The sequence below is a fragment of the Arcobacter peruensis genome, from assembly GCF_003711085.1.
Lineage (GTDB): Bacteria > Campylobacterota > Campylobacteria > Campylobacterales > Arcobacteraceae > Poseidonibacter > Poseidonibacter parvus.
In genome coordinates, this window is record NZ_CP032363.1 from 508,082 (window position 1) to 531,874 (window position 23,793).

At 26.5% G+C, this 23,793-nt stretch carries 24 protein-coding genes; 17 read left to right on the forward strand and 7 right to left on the reverse strand.

Going from position 1 to position 23,793, the window contains the following annotated elements; genetic code table 11:
• Positions 1-6 precede the first annotated feature (6 nt).
• From hypB to D3Z07_RS02585, 7 genes are read left to right on the forward strand one after another with little or no spacing between them, the layout of a single operon-like run.
• Positions 7-831: a hydrogenase nickel incorporation protein HypB gene (gene hypB, locus D3Z07_RS02555; protein ID WP_076086640.1), complete on the forward strand. Its 825-nt coding sequence runs from the start codon at positions 7-9 to the stop codon at positions 829-831.
• 1 nt (position 832) lies between these two features.
• Positions 833-1,159, forward strand: coding sequence for a HypC/HybG/HupF family hydrogenase formation chaperone (locus D3Z07_RS02560; protein WP_076086638.1), 327 nt, complete (start codon positions 833-835; stop codon positions 1,157-1,159).
• Positions 1,146-2,306 (forward strand): hydrogenase formation protein HypD, encoded by a 1,161-nt coding sequence (gene hypD / locus D3Z07_RS02565; RefSeq protein WP_076086636.1) that lies wholly within the window; start codon positions 1,146-1,148, stop codon positions 2,304-2,306. The genes D3Z07_RS02560 and hypD overlap by 14 nt, the downstream gene beginning before the upstream one ends.
• A gap of 12 nt (positions 2,307-2,318) precedes the next feature.
• Entirely contained in the window at positions 2,319-3,311 is a 993-nt protein-coding gene (gene hypE, locus D3Z07_RS02570; protein WP_076086633.1) for a hydrogenase expression/formation protein HypE, read from the forward strand.
• 8 nt (positions 3,312-3,319) lie between these two features.
• The gene (locus tag D3Z07_RS02575; RefSeq protein WP_122893006.1) at positions 3,320-4,969 is read left to right on the forward strand and encodes an enoyl-CoA hydratase-related protein; all 1,650 of its coding nucleotides are present in this window, start codon (positions 3,320-3,322) and stop codon (positions 4,967-4,969) included.
• Positions 4,962-5,303, forward strand: coding sequence for a hydrogenase/urease nickel incorporation protein HypA (hypA, locus tag D3Z07_RS02580; RefSeq protein ID WP_076086627.1), 342 nt, complete (start codon positions 4,962-4,964; stop codon positions 5,301-5,303). Before D3Z07_RS02575 ends, hypA begins: the two co-directional genes overlap by 8 nt.
• 10 nt (positions 5,304-5,313) lie before the next feature.
• A complete protein-coding gene (locus D3Z07_RS02585) occupies positions 5,314-6,081 on the forward strand; it encodes a DUF695 domain-containing protein (RefSeq protein ID WP_076086624.1) in 768 nt (255 codons plus the stop codon).
• 22 nt (positions 6,082-6,103) lie between these two features.
• On the opposite strand, the gene D3Z07_RS02590 is transcribed toward D3Z07_RS02585, so the two are convergent.
• From D3Z07_RS02590 to D3Z07_RS02600, 3 genes are all read right to left on the reverse strand, one after another.
• The gene (locus tag D3Z07_RS02590; RefSeq protein ID WP_076086621.1) at positions 6,104-6,637 is read right to left on the reverse strand and encodes a hydrogenase maturation protease; all 534 of its coding nucleotides are present in this window, start codon (positions 6,635-6,637) and stop codon (positions 6,104-6,106) included.
• A 141-nt stretch (positions 6,638-6,778) separates the two neighbouring features.
• Positions 6,779-7,450, reverse strand: coding sequence for a response regulator transcription factor (locus D3Z07_RS02595; protein ID WP_122893007.1), 672 nt, complete (start codon positions 7,448-7,450; stop codon positions 6,779-6,781).
• Positions 7,451-7,452: 2 nt separating this feature from the next.
• Complete coding sequence (locus tag D3Z07_RS02600) at positions 7,453-9,348, reverse strand: sensor histidine kinase (RefSeq protein ID WP_122893008.1); 1,896 nt, start codon at positions 9,346-9,348, stop codon at positions 7,453-7,455.
• 131 nt (positions 9,349-9,479) lie between these two features.
• Here D3Z07_RS02600 and D3Z07_RS02605 point away from each other — a divergent pair, with 131 nt between their 5' ends.
• A complete protein-coding gene (locus D3Z07_RS02605) occupies positions 9,480-11,516 on the forward strand; it encodes a sensor domain-containing protein (RefSeq protein ID WP_122893009.1) in 2,037 nt (678 codons plus the stop codon).
• Here D3Z07_RS02605 and D3Z07_RS02610 read toward each other — a convergent pair.
• The gene (locus D3Z07_RS02610; protein WP_076086607.1) at positions 11,503-13,404 is read right to left on the reverse strand and encodes a methyl-accepting chemotaxis protein; all 1,902 of its coding nucleotides are present in this window, start codon (positions 13,402-13,404) and stop codon (positions 11,503-11,505) included. The genes D3Z07_RS02605 and D3Z07_RS02610 overlap by 14 nt on opposite strands.
• 332 nt (positions 13,405-13,736) lie before the next feature.
• On the opposite strand from D3Z07_RS02610, the gene D3Z07_RS02615 reads away from it, so the two are divergent.
• The 7 genes from D3Z07_RS02615 (at position 13,737) to ypfJ (ending at position 20,431) form a co-directional block, all read left to right on the forward strand.
• Positions 13,737-14,099, forward strand: coding sequence for a YbgC/FadM family acyl-CoA thioesterase (locus tag D3Z07_RS02615; RefSeq protein WP_076086604.1), 363 nt, complete (start codon positions 13,737-13,739; stop codon positions 14,097-14,099).
• Positions 14,086-14,589 (forward strand): phospholipase D-like domain-containing protein, encoded by a 504-nt coding sequence (locus D3Z07_RS02620; protein ID WP_122893010.1) that lies wholly within the window; start codon positions 14,086-14,088, stop codon positions 14,587-14,589. The genes D3Z07_RS02615 and D3Z07_RS02620 overlap by 14 nt, the downstream gene beginning before the upstream one ends.
• A 65-nt stretch (positions 14,590-14,654) precedes the next feature.
• Positions 14,655-15,662, forward strand: a complete 1,008-nt coding sequence (locus D3Z07_RS02625) for a GGDEF domain-containing protein (protein ID WP_122893011.1) — start codon at positions 14,655-14,657, stop codon at positions 15,660-15,662.
• 78 nt (positions 15,663-15,740) lie between these two features.
• A complete protein-coding gene (locus tag D3Z07_RS02630; protein WP_076086595.1) occupies positions 15,741-16,988 on the forward strand; it encodes a M48 family metallopeptidase in 1,248 nt (415 codons plus the stop codon).
• Positions 16,981-18,396: a DNA recombination protein RmuC gene (gene rmuC, locus D3Z07_RS02635; RefSeq protein ID WP_228144649.1), complete on the forward strand. Its 1,416-nt coding sequence runs from the start codon at positions 16,981-16,983 to the stop codon at positions 18,394-18,396. Before D3Z07_RS02630 ends, rmuC begins: the two co-directional genes overlap by 8 nt.
• A 3-nt stretch (positions 18,397-18,399) precedes the next feature.
• Positions 18,400-19,536, forward strand: a complete 1,137-nt coding sequence (locus tag D3Z07_RS02640; protein WP_076086589.1) for an SO_0444 family Cu/Zn efflux transporter — start codon at positions 18,400-18,402, stop codon at positions 19,534-19,536.
• Position 19,537: 1 nt separating this feature from the next.
• Positions 19,538-20,431 carry a KPN_02809 family neutral zinc metallopeptidase gene (gene ypfJ, locus D3Z07_RS02645; protein ID WP_076086586.1) on the forward strand — a complete coding sequence of 298 codons (894 nt, stop codon included), beginning with the start codon at positions 19,538-19,540 and terminating at the stop codon, positions 20,429-20,431.
• Positions 20,432-20,461: 30 nt separating this feature from the next.
• On the opposite strand, the gene D3Z07_RS02650 is transcribed toward ypfJ, so the two are convergent.
• The 3 genes from D3Z07_RS02650 to D3Z07_RS02660 form a co-directional block, all read right to left on the reverse strand.
• A complete protein-coding gene (locus D3Z07_RS02650) occupies positions 20,462-21,682 on the reverse strand; it encodes a molybdopterin molybdotransferase MoeA (protein ID WP_122893012.1) in 1,221 nt (406 codons plus the stop codon).
• Positions 21,683-21,690: 8 nt separating this feature from the next.
• On the reverse strand, positions 21,691-21,984 hold the full coding sequence (locus tag D3Z07_RS02655) for a hypothetical protein (protein ID WP_076086580.1): 294 nt from the start codon (positions 21,982-21,984) through the stop codon (positions 21,691-21,693).
• A 185-nt stretch (positions 21,985-22,169) separates the two neighbouring features.
• Positions 22,170-22,358 (reverse strand): hypothetical protein, encoded by a 189-nt coding sequence (locus D3Z07_RS02660; protein WP_076086578.1) that lies wholly within the window; start codon positions 22,356-22,358, stop codon positions 22,170-22,172.
• 163 nt (positions 22,359-22,521) lie between these two features.
• Here D3Z07_RS02660 and D3Z07_RS02665 point away from each other — a divergent pair, with 163 nt between their 5' ends.
• Together D3Z07_RS02665 and D3Z07_RS02670 are read left to right on the forward strand one after the other, a co-directional pair.
• Positions 22,522-22,938, forward strand: coding sequence for a GNAT family N-acetyltransferase (locus tag D3Z07_RS02665; RefSeq protein ID WP_122893013.1), 417 nt, complete (start codon positions 22,522-22,524; stop codon positions 22,936-22,938).
• Between the two features lie 78 nt (positions 22,939-23,016).
• Positions 23,017-23,793: a tRNA 2-thiocytidine biosynthesis TtcA family protein gene (locus D3Z07_RS02670; RefSeq protein WP_076086572.1), complete on the forward strand. Its 777-nt coding sequence runs from the start codon at positions 23,017-23,019 to the stop codon at positions 23,791-23,793.

Sequence of the window (23,793 nt, forward strand, 5' to 3'; positions counted from 1 at the left end):
TTAAATATGTGTACAGATTGTGGATGTAGTATAAGAGGAATGGATGAACACGCTCATGAACATAGTCATGATGGCGGAAAAACATTTCATTCTCATGAAAAAATGACAGATGAAGAAAATAAATCTAGTGATCATCAAAAAGCGCATGAACATTTGCATCATAACCCTCAGTTAAACGATACAAAAACTATTTCTGTTATTCAAAAAATATTAGATAAAAATGATCAAGAAGCAAATCATAATAGAAAGCATTTAGAAGATAATAAAATTTTAGGTGTTAATCTTATGTCTAGTCCAGGTTCTGGTAAAACAACACTATTAGAATACCTAAGTGACGTTGCAGAGTTTAAATTTGGAGTTATAGAAGGTGATTTAGAAACTGAACGAGATGCAAATCGTTTACGTGCTAAAGGAATACACGCTGAACAAATACAAACAGGTACAGCATGTCACTTGGATGCTTTTATGGTACATAAAGGTTTACATCATATGCCACTTAATGATATAGATATTTGTTTTGTAGAAAATGTTGGAAATCTTGTATGTCCAGCCTCATATGATGTAGGAACACACTTAAATATAGTACTTGTTTCAGTACCTGAAGGTGAAGATAAAATTGCTAAATATCCTGTGATGTTCCGTCAAGCTGATTTAGTACTTATTACTAAAACAGATTTATTGCCACATTTCAAATATGATATAGAAGCAGAAAAAGCAGAAGCTAGAAGATTAAAACCAAGTGTTGATATTTTAGAAGTAAATGTGAATGATTTAAATTCTGTTAAAGCAGTTGCCAATTGGATAGAATTTAAACGTAAAATGAGAGGCTAATATGTGTTTATCAATTCCAAGTAAAGTGGTTAAAATCTCAGAAGATGAAACAATGTGTACTGTTGATACAATGGGTGTGAAACGTGATGCTAATCTAATGATGATGGAAGATGGTGATGTAAGTTTAGGAGATTATGTACTTTTACATATTGGTTTTGTTATGAATAAAATTGATGAGGAAGAAGCTTTATCTTCTATTGATACATATAAAGAAATATTAAATCACATGGATGAAGAAGAAAGGCAAAGAGCAATTCTTGAAGATGATGAATGTGCAGCGCGTGGAGCAACATATACTGAGGAGATTAAGAGTAATGAAGGAACTTGAACTCAAAAACCTCTATGATGATTTTCGTGATGCCAAAACAATTAAAGCATACGCCAAAATTATTGCAGAAGATGCAAAAAAGTTAAAAAGACCTATTAATATTATGGAAGTATGTGGTGGTCACACGCATACGATTATGAAATTTGGTTTACCTCAGCTTCTTCCATCAAATATAAACTTTATTCATGGACCTGGTTGTCCTGTATGTATTATGCCAAAAGAAAGAATTGATCATGCATATGTTTTATCAATGCAAGAAAATGTTATTTTAGTAACATTAGGTGATATGATAAAAATACCAGGATCAAATGGTAGTTTACAAGATGCTAGAGCAAAAGGTGCTGATGTTCGTTTTGTTTATTCACCTATGGAGTGTATTAAAATAGCTCATGAAAACCCTGATAAGAAGGTAATCTTTTTTGCTATTGGTTTTGAAACAACTACTCCTATGACAGCAGTTCTTGTTAAAGAAGTTATAAGTAAAAAAATAAAAAACATTTTATTTCATATAAATCATGTAACAGTTCCTGAAGTAATGGTTGAACTTATTGATAGTCGAGATGTTCATGTAGATTCTTATAATAATGAAATTGATGCTTTCTTAGGACCTAGTCATGTAAGTGTTATCTCTGGATCTAAAATCTATGAAAAGTTTCCAAAAGATTATGAACGTCCAGTTGTTGTAACTGGATTTGAACCTGTAGATGCTATGCAGGGTATTAGTATGATAATTAAACAGTTTTTAGAAAAAAGATGTGAGCTTGAAATACAATACAAAAGAGTAGTGAGTTATGATGGTAATTTAAAAGCCCAAGACTTGATAAATACTTATTTTGAAAAAATGAGTTTGTTTAGATGGAGAGGAATTGGTAATGTTCCTGATAGTGGATTAAAGTTAAGAGATGAATATGCACAATATGATGCTGAAAAAGTTTATTCAAGTGTACTTCCAATCTCCCAAATAGAAGACCATAAACTTTGTATTTGTGGGGATATATTAAGAGGAATGGCTAAACCAAAAGAGTGTACTATTTTTGGTACAGCCTGTAAACCTACATCTCCTGTTGGTTCATGTATGGTAAGTAGCGAAGGTGCTTGTGCCGCATATTATAAATATGGAAATTTAACTTTTAGTACTACTACTTAAAAAAGGAACAAAATGATAAAAACAATTACACTAGCACACGGTAATGGTGGAGCAGAGAATAATGAGCTAATTGAAAAAGTGTTTTATAAACATTTTAAAAATGACATTTTATCAAAAAGTGAAGATGCCGCAGTTATAGAAGAGGGTAAACTAGCTTTTACAACAGATTCTTTTACAGTTAGTCCTTTATTTTTCCCTGGTGGTGATATTGGTAAACTAGCAATTTGTGGAACATGTAATGATCTTTCTATGATGGGAGCTAAACCTAAATACTTAACTTGTTCCGTTATTATTGAAGAAGGTTTTTTAACAAGAGAACTAGAAAAAATAGTTAAATCAATGAAAAAAGAACTTGATATAAATGGTGCTATTGTTGTAAGTGGTGATACAAAAGTAGTTCCAAAAGGAAGTGTAGATAAGTTATTTATAAATACTACAGGTATTGGGGAAATAGAACATAAAGGAATTTCTGCATCTGCTTTAAAAGAAGAGATGAGTATTTTAGTAAGTCGAGATATTGGTACTCATGGTGCTACAATTTTTGCAGAACGAGAGGGTATAAAACTTACTAGTACTTTACAAACTGATTGTGCATCACTTTATCCTGAAATAAAGAAACTTGTAGATTCTGGAATTAATATAGTTGCTTTAAGAGATGCAACTAGAGGTGGAGTTAGTGCTGTTTTAAATGAATGGGCTAAAAGCTCTGATGTTTGTATAGAAATTGAAGAAGAGAGTATTCCTGTTAGAGAAGAAGTTAGAGGTATATGTGAAATGCTAGGTTTTGAGGCAGTTAATCTTGCTAATGAAGGTACTTTTCTTTTAGCAGTAGCAAAAGAAGATGAAGAAAAAGCCTTAGAAATATTACAAGAAACACATAAGACTTCAAGAATAATAGCTAGTGTTACTAATCAGTATAAAGGAAAAGTTTTATTAAACTCTTCATGGGGTACTAAACGCTTTTTAGATTTACCAACTGGTGAATTATTACCTCGGATTTGTTAAGTTAATAAATGAAAATTCTTCTTTTAGTTACATCTTTTAATTCTGTTACTCAAGCTATATATACAAAACTTATAGATTCTAACCATATTGTATCTGTATGTTTTGCAATAGAAGAAAAACAAACACTAAAAGAAATTGAAGAGTTTGACCCAGATTTAATTCTTTGTCCTTTTTTAAAAAGTTATATCTCTTCTATCATTTATGATAGATACCCTGTCTTTATCTTTCATCCAGGTCCAAGAGGAGATAGAGGTCCAAACTCTTTAGAACATGCCTTGAAAAGTCATACTAAAAAATGGGGTTTAGTAGTTCTTCAGGCAAATAAAGAATATGATGGTGGAAATATTTATGCACAAGAAAGCTTTGATGTTAGAAATACTTATAAAGCTTCTATTTATAGAAAAGAGATTGTAAGAGCTTCTCTTAATGCTTTAGATACTTTGTTAGAAAATATAAAAAATGATAATTTTGTAGAACAAATATTAAATCCAATTCATAAAAAGTTGACAAAAGAAGATAAAACTATAAATTGGACAATAGATACAACACAAGAAATAATAGAAAAAGTCAATCTTTGTGACTCTTTTCCTGGTTTACTTGATGATATATTAGATTTACCTTGTTATTTATATGGAGTACATAAAGAAGAAAAACTAAAAGGTAAGCCTAAAGAAATTTTAGCAAAAAGAGATGGAGCTATATGTTTAGGAACAGTTGATGCAGCTTTATGGATAAGTCATCTAAAAGAACCTAATGGTTTTAAATTACCTTCAACTTATGTGCTTAAAGAAAAACTAAAAGGCATAAAAGAAGAACGATTACCTCTTATTTTTGATAAAAGTTATAAAACATTTTATGAGTTAAGTGTAGATAAGAAAGACAATGTAGCTTATTTACATTTTAATTTTCATAATGGTGCAATGAATACAGCTCAGTGTATTCGTCTTAAGTATGCAATTGAGTATATAAAAACTCAATGCGATGTTTTGGTTCTAATGGGAGGAGAAGATTTCTTCTCTAATGGAATACATTTAAATATTTTAGAAGATAGTAAAAAACAAGGCGAAGATGGGTGGGCTAATATAAATGCAATGAATGATGTAGTTCATGCGATACTTTATGCTAGTGAAGTTGTTACTATAGCTTCTTTTTGTGCAAATGCAGGAGCTGGTGGTTTTTTTATGGGACTTGCTTGTGATTATGTTGTTGGAAAAGAAGGTATAGTACTTAACCCTCACTATAAGACATTAGGATTAAGTGGAAGTGAATATCATACGTATTCTTTAGCTAAAAGAGTTAGAAAAGATGTAGCAGATAAATTACTTAATGATTGTTTACCTATATCCATCACACAAGGAAAAAATATAGGTGTAGTTGATGAGGTATTTGGACATAATAAGTATTCAAAATCACTTCATAGTTTTGCAATATCAAAATATGATGAAGAATTTTTATGGGATAAAGAAGAATTTTTAGAAGAAAATACACAGATGATTGAAGTATTAAAAGAAGAAGAACTTAAAATAATGCATTCGGAATTTTGGGATAAAGAAAGTAAGTTTCATAACTTACGCTATGAATTTGTAAATAAAATAAGTCCATTACAAACACCTTCAAGGTTAAGAATAGAAATGATAAAGGATTATAAAAATGCATGAATATAGTGTTGTTCAAGCTTTACTAAATCAATGTGAAGAAGTAGCTAAGCAAAATGATGCGAGTAAAGTTATAAAGATAATTGTCAAAATTGGTGTTATGGCTGGTATTGAAATACATCTTTTAAAAGTTGCTTTTGATACATTTAAAGAGGGAACAATATGTGAAGACTCAGAGCTGATTATTAATCCTCAAAAACTGAAACTTGAATGTAAGGAATGTGGGAATATTTTTGAGGTAGAAGAAGTTCGTTATTTTTGTATAAAATGTGAAAGTCTTAGAGTTAAAATACTTGATGGGGAAGATATGCACCTCATGAGTTTAGAAATGAAATAAAGGAGTTAATATGCAAGAATATTGGGAATTATATATGAAAAACTTAGAAGGAAAGGCTGCACTTATACAGTTTAATGCAGGTATTTCTATGGATATGGAAGAATTAGAATTTACTCACCAAACAGTAGGATTTGTGAAAGCAAAACTAAAAGATGCAACTGCAAAAGGTTTCATTTCTGAAAAAGAAGAACCTGAAATACTTTTTATGGAAGACAAACTTGAATCAGCTATGCTTAAATTTCGTATTGGGAAATATGTAGGACGTATTGTTTCAGATGGTTATGTTACCTTCTTATATTATTTACAATTTACTTATAATTGGCCAGATTTTATAGAATATGCTTTAAATGAGCATACTTCATATGAGATAAGTAATGGACATAGTCATGATTCAGATTGGAATTATTATAAAAAGTTATTGTACCCAACAGCAAAAGAATGGCAAATTATACAAAATCATAAAGTATGTGATAATTTAAAAGAACAAGGTGATAACTTACAAACTCCTAGAGCCATTGAGCATAAAGTTTATTATAAAAATGAAGAAACCAAAGAGTCTTTAATACAAGCCTTAGAGAAAGAAGGTTTTAAAATTAAAAAAGAAATAGAAAATGAAGAAGGTGTTAAAGGTTTAGATTTCTATCGTTTAGATAAACCTTTTTATCATGATATTGATGATTTGACATTAAACTTAATAGAAATAGCAGAATTTTATGAAGCTCAATATGATGGTTGGGAAACTAGTGTTGTAAAATCAGTAATGAAGCAAGGTATTTAATCCTTGCTATTTTGATATATACTTAAATCATAACTCCTGATGGATCTTTTGCTTTATCTATGATTTGATGTAATGTTGTATGCGAAGATACTTTTGTAGCTTCAATACCTTGTTTTTTTAAGTACTGTAATACAACAGAAATATATCCTTCAAAAGCATCTAAAAGCTCTTGACTTAATCCAAATTCAAAAGTAACTCTTGCTGGAATTATTCCAATTACTATTGATTCTGGAATTTCTTTACCTTGAAGTTCCATCATATCCATACATTGTAAAATGCCTATTTCATGAGCACCACCATTGTTAAGACCATATCCAGAAATCTCTTTCGCAGGAATAGCGTAGATTGAAGCTGGAGTGTCATTCAACTGTAAACAATCTAAGATTACTATATGCGTATTATCTTCAAGAACATTGTATAAATGTATTCCTTCAACTCCACCATTAATAATTTTAATATTTTGAGAAAAGGTATAGTTTTCTTGTAAATATGTTGCTGCATATACACCTAATCCATCATCTTTTTGTAATATATTACCTATTCCTACTATGACCATAAATATCCATTTTAATTAGTATTCTATATTTTTAAAGAGTGATACTCTGAAAATAAATTATACTATAGCTAATTTAAAAAGACATATCAATAATTATTACTTCATAAAATGAAACACTTTAAGTAATTCATCTAGATTTTATTAATTATTTAGATTACTTTCAAAATAATTAAATCTATAACCTAATCCGTAAATATTTATTATTAATTCAGGATTTATATTTTTTCTAAATCTTTTTAAAAACATTCTTACTTTATTTTCGTTGTATTCTTCTTCTTCATATAAAAGAGAAGATAAATCTTCATTAGTAAATATTTCTTGCGTATTATTACAATATCTATTAAATAATTTTATTTCATTATTTGTCAATTTTATAATTTCATTCTTATGTTTTAATATCTTATTTTTTAAATTCCATTTGTAATCATACATTAAATCAATACTTTGAATTTCTTTAACATCAGATATTGCTTTTATTAGAGTCTGCTTTAACTCATTCCTTGATACAGGTTTCAATAAATATTTTGTAAGTTTTAGTTCAATAGCTTGGATAAGAATATCTCTATCATCATGTGCAGTTAAAATTATAATAACTGTTTTATTATCTCTTTCTCTTATTTTTTTTGCAACTTCAATCCCATTTAACTTTGGAATATTTATATCTAATAATATTATGTCAGGAGTACAATTATAATACTCCTTTAGAGCCTCTTTTCCATTAGATACCTCAATAACTTCTCTAAAAATTGATTTTAAATAGAATCTGAGATTTTCTCTAATTTCAATATCATCTTCTACAAATAATAATTTCATTTTTATCCTATAATTGTAAATCTAACACCATCTTTAGTGTTCTTTATTGTAATCTCTTTATTCATACTATCTTCTATAATCATTTTCGCGATATATAAACCCATTCCATCATTTTGATTTTGATTTTTTGTTGAGTAATATGGTTCAAAAACTTTATTTATATCATTTTCATCAATTTTTTTCCCATTATTTTCAATTGATAAAAATGGCTTATTTCCAATTGTACTAATTGTACAAGTTATATTCTTATTCTTTGTATTCATTTGTTTAAATGCATCATAAGCATTATTTAAAATAATTAATATTACTTCTTTGTATTCTTCTTTAAATCCTATGGTTTCTATATTTTTATTATCGCAATTTATATGAAATCTAATTTCTATAGAAGAAAGAGTCTTTTTATAAAAAGAAATGATTTCATTGATTAGTGAGTATAAATTTATTGATGTCTTTTCTTTGTAAGGATGAAAATATTGCGAAAATGTTCTTATAGTTTTAGACATATAATCAGTTTCAGATTCAATAGAATCAAGGTATTTACTTATAAGTAAATTATCTTTAGAAGTGTCCATTTTTGATTCTATATTTAAAAGAATTGAATTGATTCTCATTAAAGGTTGTTTCCATTGATGAGTTATATACTGTAGTAGTTCTCCCATGGAAGCGTATTTTGATTGTTTTAATAATTCTAAGTCTTTTAATTGATTACTATCTACAAGTTTATCTTTTTCTTCTTGAATATTTTTTATTTTATAAGCAATAAGTAATGACATTAAAATTAGTTCAATAACAAATGAAAATTGAACTATTTTATTTATACAATCAATATCAATAAAATAATTAAATCTATTTATTATATATAAAGTTAAAGTAGTTAAAGGAAAAAACCAGGCAACAAGTAATAATTTTGCTAATTTATTTTTAGCTATTATTTCTTTTATAATTATAAAAGTTAAATAGAAAATAGTAATTCCAGTAAAGAAAGTACCAACTTGCGAGCTTAGGTAGATATATTCATAGCTTATGGCAATATTTTGTATTTGTATTACAATTATAATAAGATGAAGGTACAAAAATAAATTCAAAGTTTTATTAGTGATACTTGGTCTTTTAATATCTAAAATATCTTTTAAAAATAAAATCATACTTATAGGAACTAGTACTTCTGCTAAACTTATTAATATTTTATTTAAAATCATATTATCAGGATATAGATACATGTATCCGTAATTTAAAAGTGTTATACTTAGTGCAATTACTGAAAAAATATATACTAAATAAAACCTATAGGGTTTATATTTAGTAAAAATATAAAGAAGAAAATTATAAAAAAGCATTACTAGTAAAATACCTATAATAATTCCATTAAATATATTTCTAGAAATCATTTCACTATGTATTTGTTTATGTGAAGATAGTTTAAAAGAATAAGTATTTGGCTTAAAAGAGTTTTTAAGTTCAATATAAATAGTATATTTTTCATTTTCTTCTAAATCAAGTGGCATTATAAATTTATTTGAAATAAAAGGTCTACTTGAAAAAGGTTTATCCAGTCTTGTTTTGTACTCTGAAATCAATATATTTTGCTTAAATTTATAAATATTAATTAAATCAATAGTAGTTAAATTAAACTCAAGAAAAAAATCTTTTTCTAACTTATTAATAACTTCAAACTTCAACCAATAGCTTTTGTTTCCATAACCAAAATTTAATTGATTATCGTTGCTTTTTGTCCAATTAGTAGAATTCTTAGAAATGACATTTATATCTACACTTTCTAAACTATTATATATTTGAATATTTGGAATAACACTATATTCATCATCATTTTCTAAAACAATAATTTCAGATGAAAAAGATGTAATAACCAACATAAATAAAAACAATAATTTAACCACTCAAAACCCCTATCTTTGTAATTATAACATAATATGAAAAAGTTTTTTTCTTATATTTTGACCTATTTGTGACTTAATATTTATGTATTCTATCCCTATATATTAAGACAGTAAGTTAAAAGGTAATAATAATGTTTAAATCTATGGAAACAGCCATTGATGCATCTGGAATTTTAGTCTATTCAATTGATTTAGAAACTAATGAAATAATTTATGCTAATAAAAATGCTAAAGATATTTTTGGCAATGTTGTTGGAAAAACATGCTATAAAGTTTTACAAAAAAATCAAAAAAACCCTTGTTCTTTTTGTCCTATTACAAATCAATTAACAACTTCTTTCCCTCATTCTTTAGAAAGTACTTATCAATGGGCAAATAAAAATTCTTTAAATAATGAACATTATATGTTTATAAGTCATATAACAAAATCTGAAGATAACCGTAAAGTTAATATGCAGTTAGGAATTAATATTACTAAAGAGAAAGTTTTAGAAGAAAAAATTTTAGAAGAAAAAGACAATTTTATAACATTCTTCAAGACTCTAATAAATTCTACTCTTGAAGGAATTATGGTTTATGATGAAAATCTAAATTGTTTTCAAACTAACACAATAGCTCCAAAATTATTATCTTATAAAAATGATGAAATGATAAATAAATATCTATTTGACTTTATTGCTCCTTCCTCTTTTAATTTAATAAAAAATATAATTCATGAACATAATCAAGAAGTTTATGAAGTAGAATTACTTACGAAAAAAGGATTAATACTTCCTGTAAATTTAAGAATAAAAGAATTAACACTTTTAGGAAAAAAAATAAAAATAGTTGCAATCATAGATATAAGTGAAGAAAAGAGAAAAGAAAAAATGATTTTAGAGTTAGCACAATATGATAGCTTAACTAAAATCCCTAATCGTTCTTTATTTAAAAAACAGTTACTAACTATGGCCAAAAGAAATAGAAGAAGTAATTCTTATGGCGCGATACTATTTATAGATTTAGATCATTTTAAAATGGTTAATGATACAAAGGGCCATAATATTGGAGATATGGTTTTAATTGAAACAACTAAAAGAATACAAAAAGTATTAAGACAAACAGACTTATTATCTAGATTAGGTGGTGACGAATTTATAATTGCTCTTGATTTAAATGAAAGTAATAAAGAAGATGTAATTAATAATGTAAATTTTGTAGCAGAAAAGATTCTTGAAGAAATAAAAAAACCTTATCTAATATCAAATTTTGATTTAAGATTGACTGCAAGTATTGGAATAGTTTTATTTAAAGATGAAAATCAGAAGATAGAAGACCTAATGAGTTTTGCCGATACTGCTATGTATAATGCTAAAGAGAATGGTAAAAATAAATATAGTTATTTTGATCCTCAATTACAACAAATAATAAAAGAAAAAGCAGATTTGACTAAGTGTTTAAGAGATGCAATTGAAAATGAAAAAATGGCAGTATATTATCAATTACAAATTTTAACTAAAAATAATCAAGATAAGATTATTGGAGTAGAAGCACTCATTAGATGGAAGGATAAAGAAAAAGGAATTATTAGCCCTGATCAATTTATACCCTTAGCAGAAGAAACAGCTTTAATTATACCATTAGGAAATTGGATAATTAAAGAAGTAATGAAGCAATTAAAAGAATGGGAAAATGATTCCATAAAAAAAGATTGGAGAATATCTATTAATATTAGTTATAGACAATTTGAACAAGAAAATTTTTTAGAAATATTAACTTCATTAATAGAAGAATATAAAATTAATCCTTCAAAATTAAGATTAGAATTAACAGAAAATCTATTAATCAAAGATACACAAAATGTTCTTAGAAAAATCAATCACTTACATAAAATGGGTATAACTTTATCAATTGATGATTTTGGTACAGGTTATTCTTCTTTGGCATATTTGAAACAGTTATCAATAAATGAACTAAAAATTGACCAATCTTTTATTCGAGATTTAGTAGTAGATCCTAATGATTCAATCATTGTTGAAACCATGTTATCAATAGGAAGTAAATTTAATTTAGAAGTTATTGCAGAAGGAGTTGAAACAAGAGAACAACATTCAAAGCTAAGTTCGATGGGTTGTAATTTGTTTCAAGGATATTTATTTGGAAAACCTAGTCTTCCTAAATTTCTTTAGAAATAGTATCTTTTGATATTGAATATGATGTATTAGAATTTGATTTCATACTTTTAGCCTTAATTTGATCTTTTCCTTCAAACTCTTTTTCGTCTGTACTACGAACAACTAGTTTTGCAATTTCATCAGTAATTATTGACACATCATGTGTTTCAGATGCAACCATAGCATTTTTTTGCGTTTGTTGATCAAGTTGTGTTACCGCATCATTTATTTGCTCAATACCCATTAATTGTTCTTTACTTGACATCTCAATATCAGTAATTAAATTTATTGTTTGAGAAATATTTTGATTTAACTCTTTATATCCTATAATCATCTTTGATGATATTTCTTTTCCATCATTTGCTTTCTTTGTTGCATTTTCTACTATACTTTTTATCTCTTTTGCAGCTTCAGCAGATCTACTTGCAAGATTTCTAACTTCTTGTGCAACAACAGCAAAACCTTTACCAGCTTCACCTGCAGTTGCAGCTTCTACGGCTGCATTTAAAGAGAGAATATTAGTTTGGAATGCTATTTGATCAATCACAGTAATTGCTTCATTGATTGAATTAACTTGCACATTTATCTCATCCATAGCAGTTGTTGTTTGATTTGCTAATTTTTCACCATCTTGAGCTGCTTTTGTCACGTCATTAGAATATGTAGCCATTTTTGCAATATTTTCTGTATTATTTCTAATATTTGAAGTAATTTCCTCTAATGCCGCAGCTGTTTCTTCTAAAGAACTTGCCGCTTCATTAGAACTTATATTTAATTTGTCAACATTTGCTAATAATATATCAGAACTTTCATCTAATGTTAAACCATTAGTTTTATTTTCAACAAGCATTTGAGTTATTGAATCACCAAGAGTATTAACACCATTTGACAGTTTTAAAAGATGTTTTTTCAAATCTTTAGTAGTGATTTTATTTAAGTAATGATAATTTGAATATTCTTCAAGTATATTAAGTACATTATCAATATTTGTCTCAAAGTTATCTGCCATATTGTTTAATACGTTTTTTAATTCCATTAATGATGGATTAGAAACACAAAGATTTAATCTTTGAGATAAATCACCTTGCTCAAACTCTGAAAGAACAGTTATCGTCTCATCAATTAATTCTCTATCTTCATCTATACCTTTTTTAGTCTTCTCAATATTTGTATTTACTACTTCTGCCATTTTCCCAAATTCATCTTTTGATGAGGCGTTTAAGAGTTTAACTTCATTTGTTTCTCTGTTTAAATATGAGAAGAAAGATATCAATCCATTATTGAAATCTGTTAATGATTTTACAATCACAGAAGAGATATATAATGAAACTATTAAAAAAACTATAATAGAAATTAAAACTACTATAATTAATAATTCATTTAAAAATCCATTTGATTCTTTTTTTAGTTCAAGTGCATTTATATTAATCTCACTTATTTTCTTTTCTAATACTAAACCAACTTTTACCATTTTAGAAATTATAAGTTTAAGTTCCGCTGTTTCATCTTTTATTCCATTTTTAAAGTCAGTTATTCTTTTATTAGCAAAATCATCAAAGTGTTGAATATATTTTGTTGAACTTGAAACGATTTCATCACATATAAGTTTGTTTTTTTTAAGATCTAATCCATTCTTAAAATTTGAAACATCTAAATTTAATGAATTAAAAATATCTCTTACTTTTTGTGCATTAATTTCATTTGGTGCTCTTAAAAACTGATAAACTGATATCCTACCTTTTAGCACATCTTGTACAAAAATATCTGTCTTTATTGCAGCATCTATTTTTGTATTTGATACATTACTCCAATAACTATAAAGTATACCAACAGATAGTACTATAACTACAAAAATACTTGGAAATAATAATAATTTCTTTTTAGTATTAATTTTACTCAACATTTATGTCCCTTTTATTTTTTAAAGATGTATTATATTAATAATAGAAAGAAAGGATATTTAAATTATGAGTCTCAAATAAGTCAACATTAAATAAGTTAATAGATTTATCAGTTATATTACAATAATACGCAAAATATATAAAAGAAGATGATAATATAGAGCTAGTTTTTATTATGATAAAATGGTTTTAGATGAAGAAGAATATTTTTTTATGACTGGAGAGATAGTGCTATTTTAAAGTTATCTCAACAAGCTTTAAATATAAAATAGGCAGGATTTTAGGCGCTATTTAATTTTTCTTTAAAAAAAGTCCATAAATAAGAGGTTAGAGAATGAAAATAAGAGTGTATTACGAAGACACAGATGTAGGTGGCGTAGTATATTACGCAAATTACCTAAAATTTTGTGAACGAGCTAGATCAGATTTATTTTTTCAGAAAAATATGAGTCCACATAATGGTGATGAGTTTTTTGTAGTAAAGCATGTTGAAGCTGATTATATTAAATCAGCTGTATTTGGTGATGAACTTGATGTTACTTGTAAAATTATTGAAAAGAAAGCTGCGTCTATTATAATGTATCAAGAAGTTTTAAAAGATGGCGAAGTTTTATTTACTGGAAAATTTAAGTTAGCTTTTCTAAAAAATTTTAAACCAGCTAGAATACCAAAGGATTTAATGAATGTCTTTATTTAAAATAACACTTATTTCAATATGTTTATGTTTTAACTTATATGCAAAAGATAATAAAGCAATAGCGTTTACAAGTTTAAATGAAATATATTTTCTACCTAAAGAAACAAAAGAAACAAAAAATAACATATCAAAATTGATTAAAACTGCAGAAAGAAATATACATATTGCAATGTATAATTTTTCATATAAGAAATTTGCTAAAGAACTTGTATCTTCTTCAAAAAAAGGGGTAAAGGTTAAAATAGTACTTGATGAGTCTAAAATAGATAAAAATGATAAAATTTATAAATATCTAAAGAATAATGGAATCATTGTAAAAATAGCAAATAAAAAATTACATACTAAAATAGCAATATTTGATGAAAAAGTAGCAGTTCTTGGAAGTATAAATTGGACAAAAGAATCTTTTAAAAATAATTATGAGGTAATAATGTTTACTAAAGATAAAAAAATAATAAATAAAATGTTAACTTTTCTAAATAAATTTTAGATTAAAAATAAAAACTAAATTTATTTTAAATTAATATCAGGTACTATCCTAATTTGGAGATTTAAATGACTAAATATGTGATAGCCTGTATTGATAATGATGTTGAAATTCTTGATGCTTTATATAGTAAGATTTCAAGAATAGTAGACAGTGATTATATTATAGAAAGCTATATTAATGCAGAACAAGCTTTAATTGGATGTTTTAACAATATTATTGCAGGAAATGAAGTACTTATTACTATTAATGGAAATAATAATTCAAATATCACATGTGACGAATTTTTAGTTGAATTATCAAAAAACTCTCCTAATACAAAAAATATTATATTTAAAGATATACTTAACTTAGATAGTCTTCAAAATATTATTAACAATTCAAGCGTATATAAAGTTATCCCAAGACAATTAAAAAAAGTTGATTTTGAACTTATTATTTTAGAAGCAATAAAATTGAATGCACAAGAAAGAAGATTAAAAGAATACCAAGATGTTCTTGAAGCAGCAGTTGATAAAAGAACTAAAGAACTTAATAAAATTAATGTAAAACTAAACGTTTTAGCAACAACAGATTCTCTTTCTGGTGTAAAAAATAGAAGAAGTTTTTTTGAATCATGTGGGCCTATAATTTCATATAATAGAAGAGAAAAAAAGAAATTAGCAGTACTTATGATTGATATTGATAAATTTAAACTTATTAATGATTCATATGGTCATGGAATAGGTGATGAAATTATCAAGTTAATGGCAAATAAATGTAATTCAACACTTAGAAAAAGTGATATTTTTGGAAGATTAGGTGGAGAAGAATTTGCAGCTGTTTTACCAAATACTTCAGAACGTGGAGCTTTACAAGCTGCTGAAAATATCAGACAAGAAATACAAAACTTAGAATATACAAGTGCTAATAATAAAAGAATAAAATTTACAGTAAGTATTGGTATAGCGATGCTTCATCCCCAAGATGTAGATCTTGAAGCTATCTTACATAAAGCAGATTTAGCTTTATATGCAGCAAAAAGAAACGGTCGTAATAGAGTTGAAATTTCAAAAGAAGAAAAACAAAATAATTAAGCAAATAATTTTTACTATAACACAAGTAAAAAGATTGTATTATATAATTTAATTTATAGATTAAAAAAGGATTATTTTGTGTTAGAGATATTTGTTATTGGATATTGCCTATATTTTTCATTTAATATTTATACTTCATTTATGCAAGTAGCTTTTGTAAAAAAAGCAAAAAACTTAGAACCTATTATTTTAGATGCTTCAAAATATACTGTTGCAGCTAATTATTCTATTGAAAAAGAAAAAATTTCAATTTTATCAACTTTTTACGATTTTCTTATATTCATGATGTGGATTAGTTTTGGATTATCTGCTTTAGATTCTCTTGTAACTACTCAATCTTTTTGGTTAAAAGCAGTAATATTTGTAAATGCTTTTATTATTATCAATTGGATTTTAACATTACCTTTTGAATTATATTCAACTTTCAAACTAGATAAAAAATATGGTTTTTCAAATATGACTGTTGATTTATATATAAAAGATACCCTAAAGTCTGCTCTACTATTTTTAGTATTAGGTTCACTAGTAATTGCAGGTATTGCTTTTATTGTTGAAACTTTTCCTGCATGGTGGATATGGGGATTTGCTTTTATTTTTGCAATTATTATCTTAATTAACATGTTATATCCTGTTATTAGAGATAAAATGTTTGATAAATTTGAAAAATTAAAAGACAAAGAATTAGAAGGTAAAATCGAAAAGCTTTTAGATGAAGTTGGATTTAAAAGTTCAGGTGTTTTTTCAGTAGATGCAAGTAAGAGAGATAATAGATTAAATGCATACTTTGGTGGTCTTGGAAGTACAAAAAGAGTTGTATTATTCGATACTTTAGTTGAAAAATTATCACATAATGAATTATTAGCTGTACTAGGACATGAATTAGGTCACTTTAAAAATGGAGATATTCTTAAGAATATTGGTATTATGGGACTTGTAATGTTTGTATTTTTTGCAATTTTTGGTAATTTACCTGAAGAGCTATTTTTAGGCTTACATTTAAATCAAGAAGCATCATCAATTATTGTTGTATTTTTAATATTTTCACCAATATTATCATTTTTCTTAATGCCTTTAATTTCATTGATTTCAAGACATAATGAATATGCAGCAGATGAATTTGGATCTAATCTTTCTTCAAAAAATGATTTAGTTAATGCTTTATTAAAATTAGCGAATGAAAACAAGTCTTTTCCTTTATCTCATCCTTTATATATATTCTTTTATTATTCACATCCACCATTAACAGAACGGTTTAAAGAATTAGGATATGATGTAAAAAATAATTCAAATACAGCACTTAAAGAGGAGTTCGATTATGATGAATAGCGGTATAATTGAAGTTAATTATTTAACTTTAATTGTTTCAATAATTGGTATATTATCAGGTTTATTAATAATTTTACAATTTTCAAGACAAAAATATGAGAATAAATTAAGTGCATTACAGGATGAAGCACTATTAAAGCTAAAAGCATTAAATGAAAAAATTGAACTAAACCATAGTTCATATGAAGGTCAGATTAATACTTTAAATACAGCAAATAGAAAACTAGAAGAAGAAAAAAAGCTAATTAAAGAGAGTCTTGAAGATAAATTAAAAATGCTTGAAAGACATACAGACCAGACTTTAGATAATATTACAGCTAATTATGAGCTTAAATTATCTAGCCAAGAGAAAATGTCAAAGAGTAAAGAAGAAAATCTTAATGAAAGAATTGATTTATTAGAAGAATCAAAAGTTCAAATGAAAATGGAATTTGAGAACTTAGCTAATAAACTTTTTGAAGATAATCAAAAAAAATCAAATGTAAATTTAACTCAAGTTTTAACATCATTTAAAGATCAACTTGAATCTTTTGGTAAAAGAGCAAATGATATTTATAATGAAGAAACAAAACAAAGAACTTCTTTAATTACTGAAATAAAAACACTAAAAGATTTAAACAATAAAATATCATCAGATGCAGTTAATCTAACAAAAGCATTAAAAGGTGAAAACAAAACTCAAGGGGATTGGGGTGAAATGATTTTATCTTCAATTCTAGATCAAACTGGTCTTAGAGAAGGTAAAGAGTATGACACACAAGGTTCATATACAGATAAAGATGGAAAAGTATTAAGACCTGATGTTATTGTTCATCTTCCTTCAAACAAAGATATTATTATAGATTCAAAAGTTTCTTTAAACTCTTATCTTGCATATACTCAAAAAGAAGATAAAACTAAAAAAGAACTAGCTTTAAAAGAACTTCTTAAATCAATTACAAACCATATCAAAAGTTTAAGTACTAAAAAATATGAGGATATTGAAGGTGTTAAAACATTAGACTTTGTACTTATGTTTGTTCCAATTGAAGGTGCTTTTTTATTAGCTTCATCAGAAGATAAGAACTTATTCAAAATGGCATTTGATCATAATATTATGATTGTCTCTCCTTCTACTTTATTTGTAACTTTAAGAACAATAGAGAATATTTGGAGAAATGAACATCAAAATGAAAACGCAGAAATTATTTCAAAAAAAGCTGCTGATTTATATGATAAGTTTCATGGTTTTATTAGTGATATAGAAGATATAGGTACTAATATTAATAGAACTCAAAAAGCTTATGAAAGTGCATTTTCAAAACTTTCAACTGGAAATGGAAATCTAATTAAAAGATCTGAAGAGTTTATTGAATTAGGTGTTAAACCCAAGAAACAAATAATTAAAAAACACACGTCAATTGAGTAAAAAATGAATTTTGCTATAGATTTCGCAAATAATTTTTTAATATTATTAGATGCAATGGCAATTTATATTTTAATAGGATTACTAATTGCAGGAATATTAAAACAATTAGTTCCTGATGATTTTGTAATAAAACACTTAGGAAAAGGTTCTACCTCTTCAGTTTTAAAAGCTACACTTTTTGGAATACCACTTCCTGTTTGTTCATGTTCAGTTATTCCTCTTGCACAAGGTTTAAGAAAAGAGGGTGCTAGTAAAGGTGCTGTTCAAAGCTTTCTTATTTCAACTCCTATTACTGGTGTTGATTCTATTCTTGCTACTTTTTCTTTTTTTGGTTTTGTTTTTACTGTTTTTAGAGTTGTTTCTTCTGTAATTATTGCAATTATTGTAGGCTTAGTTCAAAATTTTGTTGAAAAAGAAGATGACATTAAAAACTTTAAAGAAGATAGTTCTTGTGGATGTAGTAATAGTTCATGCTCAAGTACACAAGAAAAGAAAAAGTTTTCTTTGAAAAATGCTTTTTCTTATGCATACAAAACACTTTTTATAGATATGGTAAAACCACTATTTATAGGTTTACTTTTAGGTGCTATTTTTACTACATTTACACCAAAAGAATATACTTCTTTACTTTTTGAAAATCAAATTTTAACATACATTGTTATTATGATATTTGCAATGCCCTTATATGTTTGTGCAACTGCTTCTTTGCCAATTGCAGCAGCTTTTATACTTCAAGGTATGAGTGGTGGAGCCGCGTTTATATTTTTAACAGCAGGACCAGCTACAAGTGCAATTACTATGAGTGTTGTATATAAAACTTTAGGACGAACATCTTTAATAGTTTATGTATCAACTATTGCTATATTATCGTTTATATTCGCTTTTATATATGATTTTTTCTTTGCAAATATTAATATAATTAATTTTTCAAATAATATTGAAGAGTCAACACTTATTTCTCAAATAGCATCTTTAATTATGTTAGCTTTAATGTCGTATTATTTAATCAAACCTTGGGTAAGCAGAAAAACTATAAAAGAAGAGAAAATTAAAAAAACATCTTTTGTTTTAAAAGATGATAATGAAAAAAAAGATTTAAATAAAATGATATTTAAAAAAGAAAATAAATTTAAGGTTTAATATGAAATGGGAAGATAACAGACGAAGTTCTAATATGGAAGATAGAAGAAATGAGTCAGGAGGAATGAACTTTGGTTCAAATCAAAAAGGCTCAATGATGATGCTAGTTCCAATTGTTAAAATGTTAATTGGAACAAAAATAGGAAGAATTGTATTAGTTGTTGGAGTTATTGCATATTTTATGGGGTACAACCCTTTATCTCTTTTAAGCTTAGGAGAAACATCAAATACTACAACAAAACAAGTTGTTAATACGGTAAAAGATGATAAGAGTGCGCAATTTGTAAGTGCAGTTCTTGCTCAAACTGAAGATATTTGGGCAGAAGTTTTTAAAAAATATGGTTCAGAATATAGTGAACCTAAATTAGTATTATTTAGAAACTCTGTTAAGAGTGCTTGTGGTTTTGCTTCTTCTGCAACTGGACCATTTTATTGTCCTGCTGATAAAAAAGTTTATTTAGATTTATCATTTTTTGATGAATTAGCAAAAAGACATGATGCTCCTGGAGATTTTGCACAAGCTTATGTTATTGCTCATGAAGTTGGACATCATATTCAGAATATTGTAGGAACAATTCCAAAAGTACATAAAGCAAAACAAAATGCAAGTAAAAAACAAGCTAATGCCTTACAAGTTAAAGTAGAGCTTCAAGCTGATTGTTATGCTGGAATTTGGGCACATTATAGTAAAAAGAATTTTAATTCTTTAGAAGATGGTGATATTGATGAAGCCTTAAGAGCAGCAAGTGCAATCGGTGATGATACATTACAAAAACAAGCACAAGGATATGTAGTTCCTGATGCTTTTACTCATGGTTCATCTGCTGATAGAATGAAGTGGTTTAATCGTGGATATACAATTGCTACATTAGATGCTTGTAATACATTTAAATAAAAAATATTACAATATCAGTTAAAGTGAAATTTACTTTAACTGATTTAACAGAAGAATATCAACTAAATCATCTTTTTTAATATCTTCACTATCTTCTTTTTGAATTAATAAAGCAGGACTTTCAAGCATATTTGTCAAAATAGCACTTGTTCCTTTTTTCTTTCCATCAAAATTGATTTTATATTCGTTATTTGTATATTCAACATTACAAGCAGTAAATACTGTTTTTGGCATTTTTCTAGGAAAATCTTCATTTATTCTAGCTTTTACAATTGGTAAAGCTTCATTTGATTGTCTAAATCTATATATAAGTGGTAACACATATAAAATTGCACATACTGTTGATGAGTATGCAAAACCAGGAAGTGCAATAATTGTTTTTCCATCTTTTATTGCTACAAGTATATGCATTCCTGGTTTAATAGTAACACCATGAAATAATACTTCAGCTTGCAATTTGTCTTTTATAACATCTTGAACAAAATCATAATCGCCAACAGAAACACCACCAGTAGTTACAACTATATCAGCTTTTTGTAGAGCAGTTTCAAGTAAGTTTGTAATTGATTCTATATCATCTTCGACAATACCCATTTGAAGTGTATTTGCACCATTTGTTTTACAAAGGGCTTCAATTGTTAAATGGTTTGAACTTCTAATTTGAGCTTCATTTGTTTGAACTTCGCCTAAATCAAGTATTTCACTTCCTGTACTTGCAATTGCAACTGTAGGATTTACAATTACGTTAATCTGTGCAATATTCAAAGAAGCTAATACTCCAACTTCAGCAAAACCAATAACGGTACCTTTTTTTATTAGTACTTCATCTTTTTCATAGTTTTCACCAATTGCTCTTGTAGCAAAACCAAAAGGCACTTTTTTTGTAATTTTTATTGTATCTTCAAATACTTCGACATTTTCAATAGGAACTAAAGTATCACTTCCTTGCGGCATTAGTGAGCCTGTGAAAGTTTTAATACAAACACCATTTATAACTTCAGATTCAACTACGCTACCAGCAGGATTTTTATCAATAATTTTTATACTCTCATTATTAATATCATCAAATTTAATAGCATAACCATCCATTCCTGAAGTTGGAAGTTCTGGACTATTATGATCTGCAATCACATCATTTGCGATTACTTTTCCAATCGCATCAATTATAAATTTTTTTTCTGTTGTAGCTTTATTTAGTTTTATCTTATTTAATATTTCAATAGATTTATCATAGTTAATAAATTCTCTCATGTTCTTTCCTAATTATCTTGATTTTGTATAATAAAATCTTTATATTTTAATGCTGTATTATAACTTACTTGTGCTTCTTTAGCAACTGAGTAAATAGTTATTTTTTGATTAAACATTCTCATCATATTTACAGATGCTTCAATTTTCTTTTTTGCAACTTCTTGTCTAGTTTTAGTAGCTTTCTTTGTTGCATTAGTCTTTTTCTCTGTTATACTTTTCTCATATTTTTCTTCTTCTTGATGAAGTTTTTTATATAGTTCTGCTTGCCCATGCTCTTTGCATAATTCTTGTAAAACTTTCAATTCTTTTACTGATATAGTAATTCTAATTTTAAAACCTTTTTATTATTTTATTCTTGTGTTTTATATGGATATATCCAAATGAAATAGAAGATATTTATAATAAATATACTTTAGTGTTATACATTTTTAATAATTGTATAATTTATAGAGTAAAATACAATATACATATAAAAACTTATTTTTTGTTATTTATTATATTTGTAAACCATTATTTGTTGAAATAACATATTAGAAAAACCCTTAGTTAGACTTGGATTTTCTTTTTCAACTGATACTATAATTTGTTTAATCTGTTCTTCTGTCATATTTGAAACTATTGGAAAAATTGTTTGTGCAAGTTTTTCTCTATATTCTTGTTCTTCTTCTTTTGTCATATTTTATATCTCTTATCTTTATGGATTAATTAATCTGAATTATATAGTATTTAAATAAAAGATTGGTAAAAAAATCATTATTTTTAGTTTTTTATGAGTATATTAAAAAAAGGTTTGATATGATTATAGTATAGAATATAAATAATAACAAAAGGTTAATTGTTTGGAAATCAAAATTGCAACAGAAGATGAAATAAAGTATTGTTATAAAATGATGCATCAAATAAGAGAAGACTTATCAGAAAAAGCATTACAAAAAATGATTTCCGATCAAATCAAAAATGGGTATCAATTAGCTTATGTATTACATGAACAACAAGTTATTTGTGTTGCAGGATTTACAATAGGACAAAAACTATCAATTGGAAAACATCTTTATATTGATGATTTTGTAACAGATAAAAGCCTTACGTCAACAGATGCTGGTAAAGCATTGTTAAATTTCATAAAAATATATGCAAAACAACAAGAGTGTAAATCAATTCATTTAGATTCTTCAGTTGATAGACATGATGCTCACAAATTTTATTTAAGTCAAGATTTACATATTGTATCACATCACTTTAGTATTGATTTATAATTAAAAAAGAGTTACTTAACTCTTTTATTTGATAAACTTTTAGATATAATCACAAAAATTTTACACAGGACTTATATATTGCTTGAATTAAGTAAAAAAATATCTTCATTAGTAGGTAGAACTAATGCAGAATACGAATTAATAAAAGAGGGTGATAAGGTTTTAGTTGGCTTTTCAGGTGGAAAAGACTCTTTAACTTTACTTCATACTCTAAATAGAATGAAAAAAGTAGCACAATATGATTTTGATTTTAAAGCAGTTACTGTTACTTATGGAATGGGTGAACAAGTACAGTTTTTAGCAGATCATTGTAAAGAACATGGGATTGAGCATGAAATAATTGATACTCAAATCTTTGAATTAGCTGGTGAAAAAATTAGAAAAAACTCATCATTTTGTTCATTTTTCTCAAGAATGAGAAGAGGGTACTTATATACTGCAGCTTTAGAACAAGGTTTTAACAAAGTAGCTTTAGGTCATCATTTAGATGATGCAATGGAATCATTTTTTATGAACTTCTTTTATAATGGAACAATGAGATCAATGCCTCCTATTTATAAAGCTGAAAATGGTTTAGAAGTTATTAGACCTCTAATTTTTTGTAGAGAGAGACAACTTCGAGCTTTTGCTGATAAAAATGAAATCAATGTAATTGGTGATGAAGCATGTCCTGGTATGAGATTTGATGTTAAAATGCCTCATGCAAGAGCTACTACAAAAGAGTTATTAGCAAAATTAGAAGCTGATAATCCCCAAATTTTTGTATCTATGAAAGCTGCATTTAAAAACTTCCAACCATCAACATTCTTTAATAAGGAAGAATTAAATAGAATTATTGAAGATGAAGAAGTTTAA